We start from the raw sequence: 16,361 nt of genomic DNA on the forward strand, positions 1-16,361 counted from the left end.
AAAAAAAATCAAAACGATGCCGTGTCGTATTTGCTATACTCAGTTCAGACTCATGCAACCGCCGTTTTGACGGTATGAAAAGAGGTGATCCCGTGCAGACTTCGTTCCGATTGAAAATCGGTTTGTTTCTTTCCAGTGTTTTATTGATTCTGTTTATACTCCAGTCGTTCATCCCCCGTTTTCTGACATCGTTCGTTTCTCTTTTCGACAGTCGGACGACAGGCTCCTGTACGACACGTTGTGGTGATTCATCTCATCTTACGCTTCCATCGGATCCGCTCGTCATCGATTTCGAGCCCCTGGTCGAGACCGTCGCGCCGGAGCCGGACCCGCTGTTACTGCGGACCGGATTTGATTCCGCCGTCGTCGCGCCTCCATACCCGTTCATCTTTATTTTCCTTTTGATCATATCAATCGGACTGCTCGTTTATTACATCAAAATCATCCGTCCAACCCGCTTCCAGCCGCTCCTCTTCACACCAAGCCGCGTCGAGGTGATCCGCTACGGACATTATGAACTGCCGGCGGAAGACATTCGCCAACATATGCTGCTGTTTAACCGCCGCCTTCCTCAAGCGCTGCAACGGCGGGAACAGGAGACGATGACGGAATGGTTCGCACGGATCAAATTTCCGTCTCCGGTCAATCCGCATTACTTAGAAGTCCGTTACGGCGGACATGTTTCGATTCCGGTCCACCAACTGACGTTTTTTAAACAGACGACCGAAGACTTTTTACGACGTGTCGGCTCGACGATCATTTGATCCAGCAGTGCCTGATTCCAGATCAGCCACTCCTGAATCAAGTGATTTTTTAGTGGTCATAAAAGTATTCCCTAATCCACCAATATTCGGTCTTTTTCAGGCAGAAACTGATATTCCTCAAGAAAATTGGGTATTAAAGACTATATAGCTAACTAACATCTTATAATCTTTTGAACTGTTTCTGAAAGAGAGCGAGGCGAAACGAGATGATTACAGCACAAGAAGCGTACTTCATAAAAAATGGTCTGAATGAACAGTTTGAAGACCCTCGAATCGACTGCGACTTTTCCATTTTCTCGCTCGAACCGTTTCAACTCTTGTTACATGTACATGATGAAGAGCTTGATGAATTGAGTACGGAAACCCGGTATGTCCTGAGTCGAAAGATTCGGTCTCAACTGCATCAACTGGACGCGAAAGTCGGCGGTACGCCGGTCAAGACGGTTTTTGTCATTTCTGCACCGTTGATTTCCGAACGGTCCTATTGCGTGATTTTGCAATGATTCGAACGACCATTCATGGATTTCAAAAAAGCTCTGATCCCATTTTCGAATGGAATCAGAGCTTTTTTAAGTAATCCGATTAACTGGCTTCATGGCTCGAAATTTGATTGCGGCCGCTCGACTTTGCCCGGTACAGGGCCTGATCGGCGAGGACAATCAAATCGCCTTCCGTCAACGTCTCGCTCGGCCGGACGACGGCCAGTCCGATGCTGACACTGAGCTGGCAAAGCGGTTCGTACGCTTTGTGTTCAATCTTCATCCGGAGAATCTCGCTGCGGATCCGTTCCGCGACATGTGTGATCTGTTCGACGTGTTCAGTCAAGATGACCGCAAATTCTTCCCCGCCGTACCGGGAGACATGCCCGAACTCGCCCGCTTGTTTCTTTAATGTCCCGGCGACTTTCTGCAGACACCAGTCACCTTTCAAGTGACCGTACGTATCGTTGTACAGCTTGAATTCATCGACATCGATCAAAATCAAGCCGACGTCCGTCTGCTGTTCCCGGGCAGCCGTGAAGGAAGCTTCCAGATGCTCGTCGAACGCACGCCGGTTCGGAATCGCGGTCAAGGCATCGTGCAAGGAGCGGTGAATCAGCGCCTGCTGACTGCGCTCTAGTCGGAACGTCTGCAGGAAGATCATCAGCAACAGGACGGCGACACTGACGACGATCACGATGACCCATTTGGCGGACGCCGACGCCCGTTTGGACCGTTCCGTCGCTTCCCGGATGATCTTATCGATGTCCTGATTGATTTTCGCATTGATCGGCCGGAACTGATTGACGTAGTCCATCCCGCTGTAGCGGTTTAAAGCCGCCCGTTCGATCTGATTGCTCTGAATCCATTTAATCTGTTGTTCGTAAAATCCGTCCGTCTGTAAAATCAACGGAATCGCTTCATCTGCCAGTAACTGCTTCAGAATCGGGTGACGTTGATCGAGCATCTTCAACCGGGCAATCGTTTCATTCAGTTCCGCATTGGTACTTTTAAATTGCTGAAACGTCTGATCATTTTGATCGAGTAGATAACTGCGGACGGTAAGCTCTTGATCGAGCAATAACGGAAACAGTTGCGAAGCGGCATTCGAGATCGGAATCGCTTCCGTCGTGATCCGGTCATTCTCTTGTTCAATTTTCAGGAAGGCATTGTAACTCCAGATACTCGTAAACATCAATGAAAACAATGCAAGTAATAAATAAAATTGCAACGTCGATAATTTCAAGTTCAGTCTGACCTCTTTCTTTTCCGTCGGCAGCGACTTCAAGACGCTGACGATACGGGACGCTACCTTATTATCGGTATCTTGGGATCAAACCATTAGCGCTCTACTCGAAATATTGCCCGTTGTCTGCACATTTCAAACAAATTACCAGTTCAGGCGGCACATTCATCCTGATTTTTCCTGTCCTTCGCGCCGAACCTGTCCTTTCCACTCTCGTAACATCACTTGCGCCTGTTGCGCCGCCTCGGTCAGATTGTTATTTTTCCACCAGGCATAGAGGAGACTGCCTGCCCCGAGCAGTGCCGTCAAAGCGGTTTCGATTTGATTCGTCTCAAACGGCAACGGGGTATAACCGAACGCAAGCAACGTTAAATTGACGAAACTATAGAGCGGCACGAACAATCGGATGAGGGCAATCAAACGTTCCTTCATCGGCGAGCCCCAAACAGATGCCGCCATGTGACCGGACCGATGATTCCGTCCACTGCTAACCGGTGCTGCCGTTGAAACTGTTTGATGCGTTGCGTCAACTTTTGATCAAATCGTCCGGTCAACGGCAGGCGGAGCCGCTTTTGAATCAGCCGGATCAGCGTCCGGTCCATCCCCTTGGCTCCCGCATAAAGCGGTTGACCGGGATAACGGGGTCCGAGCAACGGTTTTGTTTGACCATTGACGGCATCGTACAGTTGAAAATGCGGATAATCCGGAAAGCTGCCCCAGTCCCCGCCCCATTGCATCTGATACCGTTTCATCGCGGCAACGATCCGCTTCAACCGTGGATCGGGCGGTGCCGGAAACTCGGCCCGTTTGCCGCCGTCCGCGTAAACAAACAGATCGACGGCGACACCGAAGTTATGATTCGATTTCCCTCCTTTGGCATAGGTGACGATTTTCCCCGGACGTGTCCGCCCGCTGGCATACAAGTCGTCCTGTTCCTGTTTTGTCCGAAAGCCTTGCGCGATGCCGATCGGTAATCCTTCTGCCGCCAGTTCCGTGATGACGGTCCGTGTAATCGCGGCGACGTCCGGGTCCATCCCGTTCGTCAGTTTTCGGTTCGCTTGGTCAAGTAACCAGTCAAGTGACGGTATCATAAAAGTCCTCCTTCATCAGATCAGTTCTGCAAGCAATAAAGCCAGTTCCCCTTGGTCGGGAACGGTTTGTTCAAACCGTTGTTTTTGCTCCGTCTCCGCCTGTTGCTGTTGTTGGCGTTCCCGTTCGACCCAGTCCGGTAATTTCCCGTGTTTCTTCCGGCGGGGTGATCGCGTCACAGCGGTCCGGCGGCGTTTTTCATGCGTGTCGATTTGTTCCTGCGTCAATAGATTCCGCTGTTTCAGACTGTCGATGACGACCTGGATGTAGTTAAAGTTACGAATGTTCGCCGCCGCTGCCTGTTCGATTGCATGATGCAGGACGGCAGGACTCGTTTCTTTCAGCAACGCCTCCAGTTTCCTGCGAATCGACGGTGTGACACGACCGATTTCCGTCTCAAAATGAGTGAGGATTTCCATGACTCCGGGAGGTGGTGGTTCTTTTTTTAAAGACGGTTTCTTAACCCCTTTTTCTTCGGAGGCGACAGATGGCTGCCCGGTTGCCGTCTCTTGACCCGGGTCCTGTCCGGAAGTGACCGGGGACACCATTCGAATCCGGTAGCCGTTCGACGTTTGTCCCCCGTGCCGGTCGAACCGCTCGACCTTTTCGATCCATCCTTTTTCGACGAGCGTCTGAAGACAGTTTTTGACGGTCGTTTTGCCGCACGGAACAGCGTCCGCGAGCGTCTGATGCGACGGGAACGCGAGTCCATCCCGACCGGCATAACTTTGAAGCAGCAGATAGACCATTTTTTCATGGACGGATGAAAAAGCCGCTCCGTCGCGTAACAGTTGATGCTCGACACGTAAGTAAGGGTGCATGAACTTGTCCTCCTTTAAATTCAGGAGGAATTTCCTCCTTTCTATCCAGAAATAACAGGACGACGGACCCGGTTGTTCGGAAGTTTTTAGACAACAAACAGACCCGATGTACGCGGAATAGACGGTTCCGGATACATCGGGTCTGAAATTCAGAGAAAACGGAGATAGACATACGGCAGTACACCGGCGAGCAGGATGCTGAAGACCGTCATACCGGTTGTGATGAAAATAGCCTTTGCCATTGACAGCTGTTGTTTTCGATAAGCGGTCAGGACGGCTTTGACAATCGTCCCAAGCATTAAGGTACTTAAGAGAAATGAGCCCACCAGGAGAATCAGTATTTCCATACCAGTCACCCTTTCCTGTTTTTTAGTCATTCGACAATCTTTTCTTGACGCCCCACTCAAGCTTGCTAGACTGAACAAGAGAACGCTTACACCAAATAAAAGGAGTTTTGATGATGTCACGCCAACAGACGCTACTTGCACGCCTTGATCAGATCGGTCAGCAACTCGAACACACAAACAACGCCTGGTTATTACTCGGACTCGGTTCCGTCGGTCAGGAGCTGGAACGGCTCGACCGCTATTCCGACCTCGATTTTTTTATCATTACGAAACCAGGGCAAAAGCAACGGTTCCTCCAGCAACTTGACTGGTTGGAGTCGGTCCATCCGCTCAGCTTCATTTTCCAAAACACGGTCGACGGCTTTAAATTGTTATTCGCGGACGGGATTTACGGTGAATGTGCGATTTTCGAACTCGACGAGATGCCGGAAATCGCTTTTTCACCGGGACGGATTGTCTGGCAGGATCCGACATTCCCGGGCGTCGACTGGACCGTCTCGCAACAAGCGGCACCGCCAATCCGGCGTGATACACTCGACTTCGCACTGAACGAAGCGTTAACGAATCTCTATGTCGGCTTGTGCCGGTATGCCCGCGGCGAACGGTTATCCGGTCTCCAGCTGGTCGAACAGCATGCTTTTTCACAACTCCTGTCCGTTTTGCACCTGCTCGAGTCGGAAGTCGTGTATTATCCGGACCAGTACGGCAATGAACGCCGGGCCGAGCAACGATTCCCGCAAGCGCAGGAACGGTTTGCCGATGTCCTGCAAGGATACACCCGAGTCCCAGAATCAGCGCTTGCGCTGCTCGAGTGGCTCGAACAGATTCAGCCGGTCAATTCCTCGATGGCGGCTGAAATTCGGCGGCTCGCTACGGAATGCAGGGCGAAGCAAAATGGGTGATAACAGGCTTCATGGCAATGGCGTGGTGTGACGGTCGTGCCGTAATCGGTCCAGCCAACCGGTCAAAAATCCGTCAAACGGAAACGCCTGTCGTTGAATCTTGTCCTGCAGACGACGAAGCATCTGTTCCGCTCCTGTGATGACGTCTACCGGATACTGATACACTAACTGATTTTCCAAAAATTCATCTTCGTCGACGACTGTCCACTGTCCGGTTGTATCCCGAATGAGGTCCAGATCCAGGTCAACGAACCGGAGACCGGATGCTGTCCATTCCGTCGGCAGGCAAATGTTGCAGTAGTACCGTTCACCGTCTCGTTCGAGATCCAAGTTGACGGTATACCCTTCCTGCAAATCGTAATATTCGAGTGACGGTGTGGCACAACTAAAAGTTTGCTGACGTGTGTGATGGACGAGCGAACGTCCCGTCTGTCCGTAGACCAGAATATACTGAGGTGTTTCCTGCAGCAGGGTCGTATCCCATTCACAGTGGGGTGTTCCATCATATTTAACGACTTGGACGCGGACAGTTGCTGTGACAGACGAATGCATACGTTTCCCCCTTACTCTTGTTTTAGACGCGACGTAACAATAAAACCGTGTTCGTTCGTACCGGATACTTGAAACAGCGGCGTATCCGGTATCCGGATTGACCGCTGTTTCGTGTATTGAACAAAATATGTTTGATCTGCTATTTTCATCTTGTAGGCGTTCTCTTGTTTGAGATAAGCTATGTATTCTTCCAGCACCCAATCTTCCTCGTACATCTTATGGCTGTGCGGCAAGCCGACATAACGAATATGCCACGGTTCAAATGAAATTCCCGTTACTGCTTCCTTTCCTTTAGGATACCGGATGATAAAACCGAACTTATGGGCATTTTTCGCAAGCCATCTGCCTTCTTTGGATTGACTCATCTTCCCGCGGGTCGAACCGAGATCGACCGACAGACCCGTTTGGTGTTCGCTGTGACCGGCAGGCAACGCAAAATCCGCCCCATATCCTTCATATAGTTGCTGTTGCAGCTTCCCGCTTCGGTAGGCACTATTGATTTGAAAGTGTCTGACTCCCACTTTTCCCGCACGACGTATCATCTGTCGTAAAGCTGTCCCGACATGCTGTTGTACTAATAAATCCGCTTCGTTATGTGTCTCCGTTGCCACCTTCGGGATTTTGCCAAGATTGTGCGGATTTTCCTGAATCTCCGTTTGTTTATTGATCAATACTAAATCTCCTTGATACAACGATGCATCCTTCAATGAAATTTTGTTCGTCAGAGCCGGTGTACGTGTGAGGTAGAATTGAAAAACGACAAGCATAATCAAGAGTACCCCGATTAGTTTTTTCATGTTAAATCCTCTCCTTTTCGTTATTACACATAGCGTAAAGAAAAGGGTTTAAACGAAAGTCGGGATAGTTCTTAAGAATTTCTTAAATCAGCCGGCAAAACGACTTCAAACTGAATTTTTCCGGCAGCTTGTTTTAATTCAATCGTCCCTTCATGTCTCTCGACAATCGTCTTTGCAATGAACAGACCCAAACCGGTTTGTTTCGTCGGCATGTTCCGGACTTGATCGACGGTGTAGAACATATCGAACAGATACGGTACATCCACTGCTTGAATCATTTGACCGGCATTGGTGACTTGAATGACGATGGCTTCGTCACGCCGGAAAGCTCTGACAACGACCGGCTGATGTAAATCACCGTAACGCAATGCGTTACTGAGCAGGTTCTCGAAGACGCGCGCCAGCTCTTTGCCGTTACCGCTCACGAGCAGATGCTGTGAAATCTGCTGGTGTACTTTGGCCTCGACACGGCTGATCAAGGGATACATTTCATCCAGGAGTTGCAACAGAAGATGATGCAGATCGACCTCTGTCTGTTCTGTTGTCTTCAGCGACAAATCAAGTTTTGAAATATCAAACAAGGTTTCGAGCAGTTCTTCCAGATCCCGTGATTTTTTGTAGGCAATTTTGGCATAGACGGTCCGTTCTTCAGGCGTCGTCGTCGGTTGATTCAGTAAATCGAGGTATCCGGTCACGGATGTCAACGGTGTTCGTAAATCGTGCGCCAAGTTGGCAATTAGCGTTTCTTTACTGCGCTGGGCGAGCGTCTCTGCCTGAATGGCCGTTCGTAAGCCGCTGCTTGCCGCATTTAAGTCGTTTGCGATTTGGCGAAATTCATCTTTCGAGGCAATCTCGACATGATGCGAAAAATCACCTGCTGCCAGCTGACGGATCCCGCTAGAGATATCCTCAAAATATTTCGTATACGTCCGCGTCAACAGATAAAAGATAAGGATTGAAAAGGGGATATACAACGCTAAAAAGATATAGACGTCGCCTACTTCCCGCATCCAAAACCGGTACCGCATATACGTATCCCCGTAAAAGACATGATGATGGTAATAGTACTGGAGTGCCTTATACAGCGCGAACGTGATGACGGCTGCAATCAACAGACTTTTGATGAACAGATAGATGATGCGGGTCCGAAAGCCGTTTATAAACTTACGCATTGACCTTATACCCAACACCCCAAACGGTCTCAATCAACATCTTTGTTTTATTCGTATCGGATATTTTTTTTCGAAGTGTCCGGATGTGGACCATGACCGTATTGGCTCCGTCAAAGTAATCTTCCTTCCAAACCCGCTCAAAGATTTTTTCCGTACTGAAAACCTGATTCGGCGAGCCGGCGAGCAGCCAAAAGATATCAAATTCCTTTGGTGTCAAATTGACAGCCTGTTCGTTGACGAGGACCGTCCGTTGGTTGGCATCGAGCATCACGTTTTGAAGGCTGATGAGATTCGTCTCGACCGGGTTCGCTTGTCCTGTCCATTGGAAAACACGCCGTAACTGGGCATTGACACGGGCGACCAATTCAAGCGGATTAAACGGTTTGGTTATATAATCATCCGCTCCGATCACAAGCCCGCTGATTTTATCAAAATCCGATTGTTTGGCGCTTAAAAAAATAACGGGTGTCTGATGGGTTTGCCGGATTTGTGTCAGATTTCGTGCCCGTTCAAATTCGGCATCATGATGTCCAGAATGACGAGATCGACCGGATGCCGCCGGAAGCGTTCGAGTCCTGACATCCCGTCATGGGCAAGTAATGTCTGAAATCCTTCGTTGCGCAAATGAATCGAGACGAGTTCGGCAATTTCGATTTCGTCTTCAATGATGAGAATGGTTCGTGTTGTCATAAGCTGTCCCCTTTTCTAAACTTGAACAGCTTAAATGATGGCATATCAACTAATTCATTTCCCTTTTTTCAAAACATTTTTCACAGGTATTTCCATTTTTATTGGAATGATCTTAATCCAAAATGACATTTTTCCCTTCCTTCGTTAACCGGGCTAAGTAAGCCTTCATTTGTTGAATCATTTCCTCCGAGTGCCGCTCCCAAACAGCAAGCTCCGCGACGATGAGAAGCGGCTCCTTCGACCGGTAGGACCGTGTTGGATTACCGGGAAACCGCTGATCCGTCAAGTTTGGATCATTTTCGAACGTCCCGAGCGGTTCGACGAGATAAATCCGTTCCATGCCGTCACCTTTGGCAAGCTCAGCTCCCCACTTCGCAGCTTCAAGTGTTGCCGTGAAATAGATATAATTTGACCGTTTCTCCTGATAGTTCGATTGATAATCGGGTGTCAATTGATCGCCGACCTGCAAAACGGCTTTCGTCCCGTGCAGAAACGGTCCCTGGTCGAGCACTTTGGTTTGTCCGGTCATTACTGTTCACGTCCTTTTTCAGTAGTCTTGTTAGTAGTGTAGGGCAGAACGAACTGTAAAAGTAGTCTGTTTCCGTCTAGCGATTCGCGGTATAATTCGAGTAGAGAAGAACAAAAAACTCCCGAATATACGTCACGTTCCATAAGGAGCGGTGCGTTTCGTTCGGGAGTTTTCGCTTAATAATGATAACGGCATTGAAGGATTTCCACCTATTCACTCGTCGACCTGTAAACGAGGCGATGATCCGTAAAAAGTAGACGGACTTTACTCATCAATCAACGTTCTTTCTGTCAGCTTTTCTTGTTGGAGCTGGTCAATTGACTCCAGTAGACGGACTGAATTTTGAGGACTTCGCATTAAATAGATGGTCTCCATCAAACGATTGTATTCTTCTTCAGAAAGTAACACGGCATTTTCGTTATTTTTTCGTGAAATGATGACTGCTTCCTTATCATCATGCACTTGATCTAAAATCTGTTTAAAATTTTTACGGGCATCACTGTATGTGACAATCGACATGTTAGTTCCTCCCTACTTGTTTTCTCTATTTTTATTGTACATGATTTCGTACAACTACTTAATCTTCGTTTCTGATTTCTTTCACAATCGAAAGCCCAGATTTCTTCCTGATTGACAACTTTTGTCAGCATGGTATTGTAAAAGTATCACGGTCAAGGATGTGGAAAATCATATTCATCGTCGAGCTGCTCGTCAACGCCTGTATCGCGTTCACCGGGTTTTACATCATTTCAAAAATCATCCATTCCACCCGATTTTCATCCTATGCCGTTAAGTCGTTGATCATTGGTCTTGCGACCGGTTTACTTGGTGTCGTACTGATGTTCAAGGGCATTCAGGTCAATGACTCGTTACGGATGGACTTACGTCATTTGCCGCTCGTCCTGCTCGCTTTTTACGGCAACCGTTTCCCGCTTGTCGTCGCCACGTTGATCATCGCCGGTTCGCGGTTTTTATTTGGCGTCACGCCCCAAGCGTTTATTGCGTTCGTCGCCATCATTGCGATCAGTACCGGGATGATTTGGATTCATCGCCAGCTCTTGAATCGGCCGTTTCGTCAGAATCTCGCCCTCAACGTTTGGGCGCTGTTGATGATTACGTTCACCGTTCTGATTAATTTAGGCTTTAACGATGCCTCGCTTCGTTTGTTACTTGCGACCTGGACGATCGGTCTTGCCGTCGGTGTCCTGTCGAGTATGCTGACGCTTGATTTCCAAACATTGAACCGTCAAGTCGAACTATACAAACAATCGTCCGAACGTGATCACCTGACCGGACTCTACAACCGGCGTGTCTGGGATACGCGCACAGCCGGTTTGGAACAGGAAGGCCGCATTTACAACGTACTCGCCCTCGATATCGACCACTTTAAGCATGTCAACGATACATACGGTCACGGAAACGGGGATCTCGTATTGCAACAGTTCGCAAACATCCTGATGGAAGAAACGCGTCCCCACGATATCACGGCACGGATTGGCGGAGAGGAATTTATGATTCTGATTTATGACCTGACTCCACCCAAAATAATCAAGGTCGCAAACCGGATCCGGGAACGGATTGCGCATGAACGGTTCCAACTGGACGGATTTCCCGACATCACCGTCACGGCTTCGATCGGAATTGCTCACGGAAAACAGATTCACATCCAGCACATGAACGGACTCGCGGACGAAGCCTTATACACCGCTAAACAACAGGGGCGAAATCGGACGATTCTGTTTAATCAACTCGATCAGCAGAGTATTGCTGCGTCACACTCCTCAACGGAAACAAGGATTTAACTACATACTATTGGAGGTTTTACTTAATGTACGAACCAAAACGGGAATTCATCACGACTTCGGAAACGATTCTTTTTGTCAGTAGCCTGTTCATGTGGATATATGTGATCCAATACTTCGGTGCGGTCGATTCTGCATGGTGGATCTTGCCAGCAGTAACATTCGTCTTATTTTTACGTTCGTTTATCGGCAGACGGGTCGATTTGAGTTTTAACTGGGTGGAGGAAGAAGAAGAACGCAAGTCCGAATAAAAATAACGCAAATCAAACAACAGCCCGGCTTCTCCGCTTGTTCAGGAGAAAGACCGGGCTGTTGTTCATTCACTGTTCTAAATAACGTTCCCGCGTCAAGGCCATCAGAATCGAATCGACTCGTCGTCCGTCAACTTCGAAATCGTCCTCTTCTACCCCGGTCACCTGAAAACCCAATTTTTCATAGACGTGCCGCGCCCGCGGATTAAAGTCAAAAACGCTTAACGTCAAGCGGGCAAGCGATGTCTGCCGAAACAGGTAATCCATCAGCAACCGGGTCGCTTCCGTTCCAAGCCCGCGGTTTCTGCCGGCTTCCCCAATCAGAATCCGGAAGTTCATGCTGTGGTCGCTTGACTGATACTCATTGACGACAACCTCACCGACGAGCGTTCCAGTTGCTTTGTCGACGACTGCCAAATCCAGACGGTCCGGCTGGTCATGTCTCGTTCCATACCAGGTTTTAAGTGTCTCCCGGTCAAAATCCGCTTCACTTCCGGTCAGTTGAAGGACTTCAGGATCGCGCAAACACTGTTCGATCATCGGAAGATCTGCCGTCTCAAAAGGTCGGAGGATGACCGATTTTCCTGTCAAGACAGGCTTAACCGTTAAATTCATAATCAGATGGCTCCTTTTCGATTGTATCGGATTCACTTTCATTCACTATACACGATATCAAATCAAAAAATGACACTTACTTACAATTTTGTACGTTTTATTTACAATTCCAATCTTTTATACTGAATGTATTCTTAATGTATTTAGAAGGAGTAATGTTCCCTATGAAATTTCCTAAATGGCTCCTTTACCTCGGCGCACTCCCGACTTTCGTTTTTGCCTTTTACGCCATTACGAACCCTGCCTTCCGTGCTCAAATCGCAGAGTCGTTTCCGCTTGCGGCGCCCGTCCTCGCTGTCATTTTTACCGTGTTTATCGCCTTTTGGACCCTGTTCTTCATCTTAACGAACGGGCTTCGCCGGCATCTCGATTTAATCCTCCTATCCGCCCTGTTGCTGATTTGTTTTCTGTTAACGAGTTTGTTTGCGACACTCGACTATTTTCTCACGTAACAGATTTTCCTCGAGCCATCTTCCGGATGGCTTTTTCCATTTTCTTCTTGCTTTCTCACTTTGCTTCCCGTAGTATCAACTGTAATCATTTTCTATATATTCAAAAAACATTCAGTAGGAGTGATGGCACATGCGCGGAACATGGAAACATCCTGCCCTCTTATTATCAAGCGTCGGCATCTCCAATCTCGGGGCGTGGGTCTACTTCATTGCCCTGAATTTGATTGTCCTCGACCGGACGAATTCAGCGTTTGCTGTCTCCGTTCTCTACATGCTCGTCCCAATCGCTACCCTGTTATCGAGTTTTTGGTCCGGTACGGTCATCGATCGTGTCGATAAGCGGAATCTGATGGTGGTGCTTGATCTGGCACGGGCTGTCTTAATTGCCGTCCTGCCGTGGATTGACTCGTTATTGCTTTTGTACACGCTGGTCTTTTTCATCAATATCGGCAGTTCACTGTTCGAATCGGCTTCCCTCATCTATATGACAAAACTCGTCTCGAAAACCAACCGCCAACGGTTTAATGCCTTAAAAAATTTCATCCAATCGTGCGGCTTCATTCTTGGGCCGACAATTGCCGGTCTCTTGTTCCTCGTCGGATCGCCGACGTTCGCCATCTATCTGAATGCCGGTGCTCTCGGTCTGTCGGCTCTGATCCTGTTTTCCCTGCCGGACATCGAAAAACAGACGACAATCACCGGTGCCGAACGGCTCAGTTTCGCTATGATCGTCGCGGACTGGAAAGAAACGTTACGGTATGCGCACAAACACTGCTACATCACGCTCGTATATGCCCTGTTCTGTGTGATGACGATTTTCATGTCCGGTCTCGATTCACTGGAAGCGACGTTTGCGACCCGCGTCCTTGATTTTCCCGAGAGTACGTACGGCTTTCTCGTCAGTATCGCCGGGCTCGGTATCATTGCCGGTTCCGTCATTAACGCGACGTGTACGAAATGGCTCAGTTTACGATTCCTGATCGGCTTCGGAGCCATCGCGACACCGGTCGGCTACCTCATTTTTGCGACGTCAACCGATTTTGTCATCGCAGCACTCGGCTTTTTCCTGCTGACGTTTGCGTTATCGTTCGCGAATACCGGGTTTTTGTCGTTTTATCAAAACAATGTCCCCGTTTCGATCATGGGTCGATTCTCGGGCGTCATCAACGTCGCCGAGTCGATTCTCATCATCGGACTGACGTTATCGATTGGTCTGCTGGCCGAAATGTTTTCGATCCGCTCGACCTATATCGTCTTCTCGCTCGGCTTTTTCCTGATTGGTCTCGTCTCATTACCCATCGTCTTTAAACGGACCAAACAAACGTTGTATACGATGACGGTCGACGACGAAGCCAAAGTATCCTGAACCGGACAGGACCATGAGGAATGATTCCTTATGGTCCTGTTTTTTAGTCGCCCAGACGCCGGCCGGACATGCTATAGTCAAGAAAATGGATATCTGCTGAAGGAGGGATTGATGTGACGGGAATCGACTGCCTGTTACACCTGTATCAGGAACTGGACCGGTATACGGAAGATCAGATTCATCACATTTCGCAACCCGGCGTCTGGTCGCTTGGTCAAATGTATGACCATATTTTACTTGTCGCCCACGAATACCTGGACGAAGTCGGAAACTGTGCTTCACTGACGACCGATACAGCGGACGGTAAAACACCGTTTGGCGAAGAATTATTCCGCCAGCAGGCTTTCCCACCGATCAAAATCAGACTGCCGGACGAGATGAATGCCCCGCCGGACAATACGGACAGCCGGGATCGCTTAAAACAGCGTCTGCTTGAACTTGTTAAACGGATGGAAGACTGGTCGCAGCAGCTCGGTCAAATCGAACCGCAACGGAAATCAAGACATGGCGGTTTTGGCTGGTTGAATGCGCAGGAATGGTATCAACTGATTGAAATGCATACCCGGCACCACTTCCGGCAGAAAAAAGAATTGGAACAGGTTCTTCCGGATTGACGACAGGCTTTTCAATATGTTAATTTGTATATGCAAATGAAAGGAGTTGATTTTCGATGCGTTCCGAAGAGGAAGAGGTGTTAATCCATTGTCTTTACTTCACAGCCAGTCGATTCGCGCGAAATATCACGAAGATGGCGGAGAAGTCGTTTGACCTTGATGACTTGGCCCCCTCCTATCTCTACCTGATCATGATCGTTAAATTCCGTCCGCGGATTACTCAAAAAGAGTTGTGCCAGGAGTTATCGATCGCACCGTCGACGAGTACCCGATTCATCGATAAGCTCGAGAAAAAAGGTCTTGTCCTACGTGAAATGGACGGAAAACAGTCGCTGATTTCCTTGACGCCTGAAGGGGAAGAGATTTATCGCCGATTCCGGCTTTCGTTAAAGGAATTTTTCCAGGCCTACTCGGATATTCTCGGTAAAGAGTTCAGCAAAGACTTGAGTAAGACGTTACATGAAGCGAGTAATACATTAGAAAAAGAACTCTAGTTCTTTTTTTTGACCTTTCATTTGCATATACAAACGAAATTTACTTAGAAGGAGCCTGAATATGAAAAAAACATTAATCATCGTCGCTCACCCGAATCTTGAAACTTCCGTCGTCAACAAGGCATGGCGGGAACAATTGTCGAAAGAGGTGGAAGGAACGGTCCATGATCTCTATGCGAGTTATCCAGATGAAGTGATCGACGTCGAAAAAGAACAGGCGTTGCTGCTCGCACACGACCGGATCGTCTTCCAGTTTCCGTTTTACTGGTACAGCAGTCCTTCACTTTTGAAAAAATGGCAGGACGAAGTGCTTTCGTTCGGCTGGGCATACGGTCCTGGCGGTACGAAATTGAACGGGAAAGAATTCATGCTCGTCATCTCGACAGGCGGTCCGGCGGAATCCTACCAGGCCGGCGGATATAACCGCTACAGCATGAGTGAGTTGACACGTCCCTTCCAGGCGATGGCGAATCTGACCGGGATGCAATTCCTGCCGTCCTTCATCGAACAGGGCGTCCGGTTCCTGTCCCCGGAACAAGTCACAGAAAGTGCTGTACAGCTCGTCGCCCACGTCCAAAAATAAAATCCAACAGAAAAAGAAGTTTTCACCATGTCCACACAGTATGCGCTCGTCACCGGTGCCAACAAAGGAATCGGACTTGAAATCGTCCGTCAATTGGCAGAGCAGGACTATCATGTCTTTTTAGCAGCACGTGATGAAGCGAACGGTCAATCGGCCGTCGCCTCCCTTGCCTCGGACAAGGTCACTTTCGTTCAACTCGATGTCACGGATCCGGGATCAATCGACCAAGCTAAACAACAGATTCTTGCTGTGACGGACCGGTTGAATCTGTTGATCAACAATGCAGGCATCGCCCTTGATTTCGGACAGCCACCGATTACGGTCGACGTCGATGTCTTGCGTCAAATCTTCGACGTCAATTATTTCGGGACGTTCCAAGTGACGCAAGCCTTTTATCCTTTGTTATCAAATGGAAAAATCATCAATGTCACGACAGACATGTCGTCCCAGACTTCGTTTGCTGAAGGACGGATTCATCCGCTTAACGTGTTAGGTTACAATTCTTCAAAAACTGCATTAAACGCCATGACGTTATCACTCGGCACACAGTTTCAGGAGAACGGACCAGAGATTTTCGGTGTGACACCCGGATTCACGAGTACAGACCTGAACGGCAATGCGCCCGGAGGCAAGACGACAGCCGAAGGAGCAGCCGTCATCGTCCGCTATGCGCTTGATGATACGAATTACAACGGAAAAATCCTGAATGATCAAGGAATTATGCCTTGGTAAAAAAAATCGAATGGAAAGAATCGCTCTGTTGTACACTAAAACCTCCCGATCTCATGTCCGGGAG

22 protein-coding genes and 1 pseudogene are annotated in these 16,361 nt (G+C 48.6%); 11 read left to right on the forward strand and 12 right to left on the reverse strand.

Annotated elements, in window-relative coordinates:
• Nucleotides 1–92: 92 nt before the first annotated feature.
• The gene (locus N7U64_RS04760) at nucleotides 93–764 is read left to right on the forward strand and encodes a hypothetical protein (RefSeq protein ID WP_318928706.1); all 672 of its coding nucleotides are present in this window, start codon (nucleotides 93–95) and stop codon (nucleotides 762–764) included.
• A gap of 206 nt (nucleotides 765–970) precedes the next feature.
• Nucleotides 971–1,267, forward strand: a complete 297-nt coding sequence (locus N7U64_RS04765) for a hypothetical protein (protein WP_012370268.1) — start codon at nucleotides 971–973, stop codon at nucleotides 1,265–1,267.
• 79 nt (nucleotides 1,268–1,346) lie between these two features.
• Here N7U64_RS04765 and N7U64_RS04770 read toward each other — a convergent pair whose 3' ends face one another.
• From N7U64_RS04770 to N7U64_RS04790, 5 genes are all read right to left on the reverse strand, one after another.
• Complete coding sequence (locus N7U64_RS04770; RefSeq protein ID WP_318928707.1) at nucleotides 1,347–2,489, reverse strand: GGDEF domain-containing protein; 1,143 nt, start codon at nucleotides 2,487–2,489, stop codon at nucleotides 1,347–1,349.
• 165 nt (nucleotides 2,490–2,654) lie between these two features.
• Nucleotides 2,655–2,921, reverse strand: coding sequence for an SPP1 phage holin family protein (locus N7U64_RS04775; RefSeq protein WP_012370266.1), 267 nt, complete (start codon nucleotides 2,919–2,921; stop codon nucleotides 2,655–2,657).
• Nucleotides 2,918–3,580, reverse strand: coding sequence for a M15 family metallopeptidase (locus N7U64_RS04780; protein WP_318928708.1), 663 nt, complete (start codon nucleotides 3,578–3,580; stop codon nucleotides 2,918–2,920). The genes N7U64_RS04775 and N7U64_RS04780 overlap by 4 nt, the downstream gene beginning before the upstream one ends.
• A 15-nt stretch (nucleotides 3,581–3,595) precedes the next feature.
• Nucleotides 3,596–4,399 carry a helix-turn-helix domain-containing protein gene (locus tag N7U64_RS04785; protein WP_318928709.1) on the reverse strand — a complete coding sequence of 268 codons (804 nt, stop codon included), beginning with the start codon at nucleotides 4,397–4,399 and terminating at the stop codon, nucleotides 3,596–3,598.
• 149 nt (nucleotides 4,400–4,548) lie between these two features.
• Nucleotides 4,549–4,746 carry a hypothetical protein gene (locus tag N7U64_RS04790; protein ID WP_318928710.1) on the reverse strand — a complete coding sequence of 66 codons (198 nt, stop codon included), beginning with the start codon at nucleotides 4,744–4,746 and terminating at the stop codon, nucleotides 4,549–4,551.
• 113 nt (nucleotides 4,747–4,859) lie between these two features.
• On the opposite strand from N7U64_RS04790, the gene N7U64_RS04795 reads away from it, so the two are divergent.
• The gene (locus N7U64_RS04795) at nucleotides 4,860–5,648 is read left to right on the forward strand and encodes a hypothetical protein (RefSeq protein WP_318928711.1); all 789 of its coding nucleotides are present in this window, start codon (nucleotides 4,860–4,862) and stop codon (nucleotides 5,646–5,648) included.
• 9 nt (nucleotides 5,649–5,657) lie between these two features.
• Here the strand turns inward: N7U64_RS04795 and N7U64_RS04800 are convergent, their stop codons facing one another.
• From N7U64_RS04800 to N7U64_RS04825, 6 genes and pseudogenes are all read right to left on the reverse strand, one after another.
• The gene (locus N7U64_RS04800) at nucleotides 5,658–6,200 is read right to left on the reverse strand and encodes a DUF402 domain-containing protein (protein WP_318928712.1); all 543 of its coding nucleotides are present in this window, start codon (nucleotides 6,198–6,200) and stop codon (nucleotides 5,658–5,660) included.
• Between the two features lie 11 nt (nucleotides 6,201–6,211).
• A complete protein-coding gene (locus tag N7U64_RS04805; protein WP_318928713.1) occupies nucleotides 6,212–6,997 on the reverse strand; it encodes a M15 family metallopeptidase in 786 nt (261 codons plus the stop codon).
• 71 nt (nucleotides 6,998–7,068) lie between these two features.
• Nucleotides 7,069–8,169 carry a HAMP domain-containing sensor histidine kinase gene (locus N7U64_RS04810; RefSeq protein ID WP_318928714.1) on the reverse strand — a complete coding sequence of 367 codons (1,101 nt, stop codon included), beginning with the start codon at nucleotides 8,167–8,169 and terminating at the stop codon, nucleotides 7,069–7,071.
• Nucleotides 8,162–8,859: pseudogene (locus N7U64_RS04815) on the reverse strand (response regulator transcription factor). The gene N7U64_RS04810 and the pseudogene N7U64_RS04815 overlap by 8 nt, the downstream one beginning before the upstream one ends.
• 112 nt (nucleotides 8,860–8,971) lie before the next feature.
• Nucleotides 8,972–9,388: an NAD(+)--rifampin ADP-ribosyltransferase gene (gene arr / locus N7U64_RS04820; protein ID WP_318928715.1), complete on the reverse strand. Its 417-nt coding sequence runs from the start codon at nucleotides 9,386–9,388 to the stop codon at nucleotides 8,972–8,974.
• Nucleotides 9,389–9,652: 264 nt separating this feature from the next.
• Nucleotides 9,653–9,907, reverse strand: a complete 255-nt coding sequence (locus N7U64_RS04825; RefSeq protein ID WP_318928716.1) for a type II toxin-antitoxin system Phd/YefM family antitoxin — start codon at nucleotides 9,905–9,907, stop codon at nucleotides 9,653–9,655.
• Nucleotides 9,908–10,065: 158 nt separating this feature from the next.
• On the opposite strand from N7U64_RS04825, the gene N7U64_RS04830 reads away from it, so the two are divergent.
• Both N7U64_RS04830 and N7U64_RS04835 read left to right on the forward strand, forming a co-directional pair.
• Nucleotides 10,066–11,190, forward strand: coding sequence for a diguanylate cyclase (locus tag N7U64_RS04830; protein WP_318928717.1), 1,125 nt, complete (start codon nucleotides 10,066–10,068; stop codon nucleotides 11,188–11,190).
• Nucleotides 11,191–11,216: 26 nt separating this feature from the next.
• Nucleotides 11,217–11,441: a hypothetical protein gene (locus N7U64_RS04835; protein ID WP_318928718.1), complete on the forward strand. Its 225-nt coding sequence runs from the start codon at nucleotides 11,217–11,219 to the stop codon at nucleotides 11,439–11,441.
• A gap of 69 nt (nucleotides 11,442–11,510) precedes the next feature.
• Here the strand turns inward: N7U64_RS04835 and N7U64_RS04840 are convergent, their stop codons facing one another.
• Complete coding sequence (locus N7U64_RS04840) at nucleotides 11,511–12,056, reverse strand: GNAT family protein (protein ID WP_318928719.1); 546 nt, start codon at nucleotides 12,054–12,056, stop codon at nucleotides 11,511–11,513.
• A 164-nt stretch (nucleotides 12,057–12,220) separates the two neighbouring features.
• Between N7U64_RS04840 and N7U64_RS04845 the strand changes: the two genes are divergently transcribed.
• From N7U64_RS04845 to N7U64_RS04870, 6 genes are all read left to right on the forward strand, one after another.
• Nucleotides 12,221–12,508, forward strand: a complete 288-nt coding sequence (locus N7U64_RS04845) for a hypothetical protein (protein WP_318928720.1) — start codon at nucleotides 12,221–12,223, stop codon at nucleotides 12,506–12,508.
• Between the two features lie 130 nt (nucleotides 12,509–12,638).
• Entirely contained in the window at nucleotides 12,639–13,874 is a 1,236-nt protein-coding gene (locus N7U64_RS04850; protein ID WP_318928721.1) for an MFS transporter, read from the forward strand.
• Nucleotides 13,875–13,987: 113 nt separating this feature from the next.
• Nucleotides 13,988–14,488, forward strand: coding sequence for a DinB family protein (locus N7U64_RS04855; protein ID WP_012370254.1), 501 nt, complete (start codon nucleotides 13,988–13,990; stop codon nucleotides 14,486–14,488).
• Nucleotides 14,489–14,544: 56 nt separating this feature from the next.
• Nucleotides 14,545–14,982, forward strand: a complete 438-nt coding sequence (locus N7U64_RS04860; protein WP_012370253.1) for a MarR family winged helix-turn-helix transcriptional regulator — start codon at nucleotides 14,545–14,547, stop codon at nucleotides 14,980–14,982.
• A gap of 61 nt (nucleotides 14,983–15,043) precedes the next feature.
• The gene (locus N7U64_RS04865; RefSeq protein WP_318928722.1) at nucleotides 15,044–15,565 is read left to right on the forward strand and encodes an NAD(P)H-dependent oxidoreductase; all 522 of its coding nucleotides are present in this window, start codon (nucleotides 15,044–15,046) and stop codon (nucleotides 15,563–15,565) included.
• A gap of 27 nt (nucleotides 15,566–15,592) precedes the next feature.
• Nucleotides 15,593–16,297, forward strand: a complete 705-nt coding sequence (locus N7U64_RS04870; protein WP_318928723.1) for an SDR family NAD(P)-dependent oxidoreductase — start codon at nucleotides 15,593–15,595, stop codon at nucleotides 16,295–16,297.
• Nucleotides 16,298–16,361: the final 64 nt, after the last annotated feature.

Source organism: Exiguobacterium sp. K1 (assembly GCF_033721435.1).
In the GTDB taxonomy this organism is placed as follows: Bacteria; Bacillota; Bacilli; order Exiguobacteriales; family Exiguobacteriaceae; genus Exiguobacterium_A; species Exiguobacterium_A artemiae.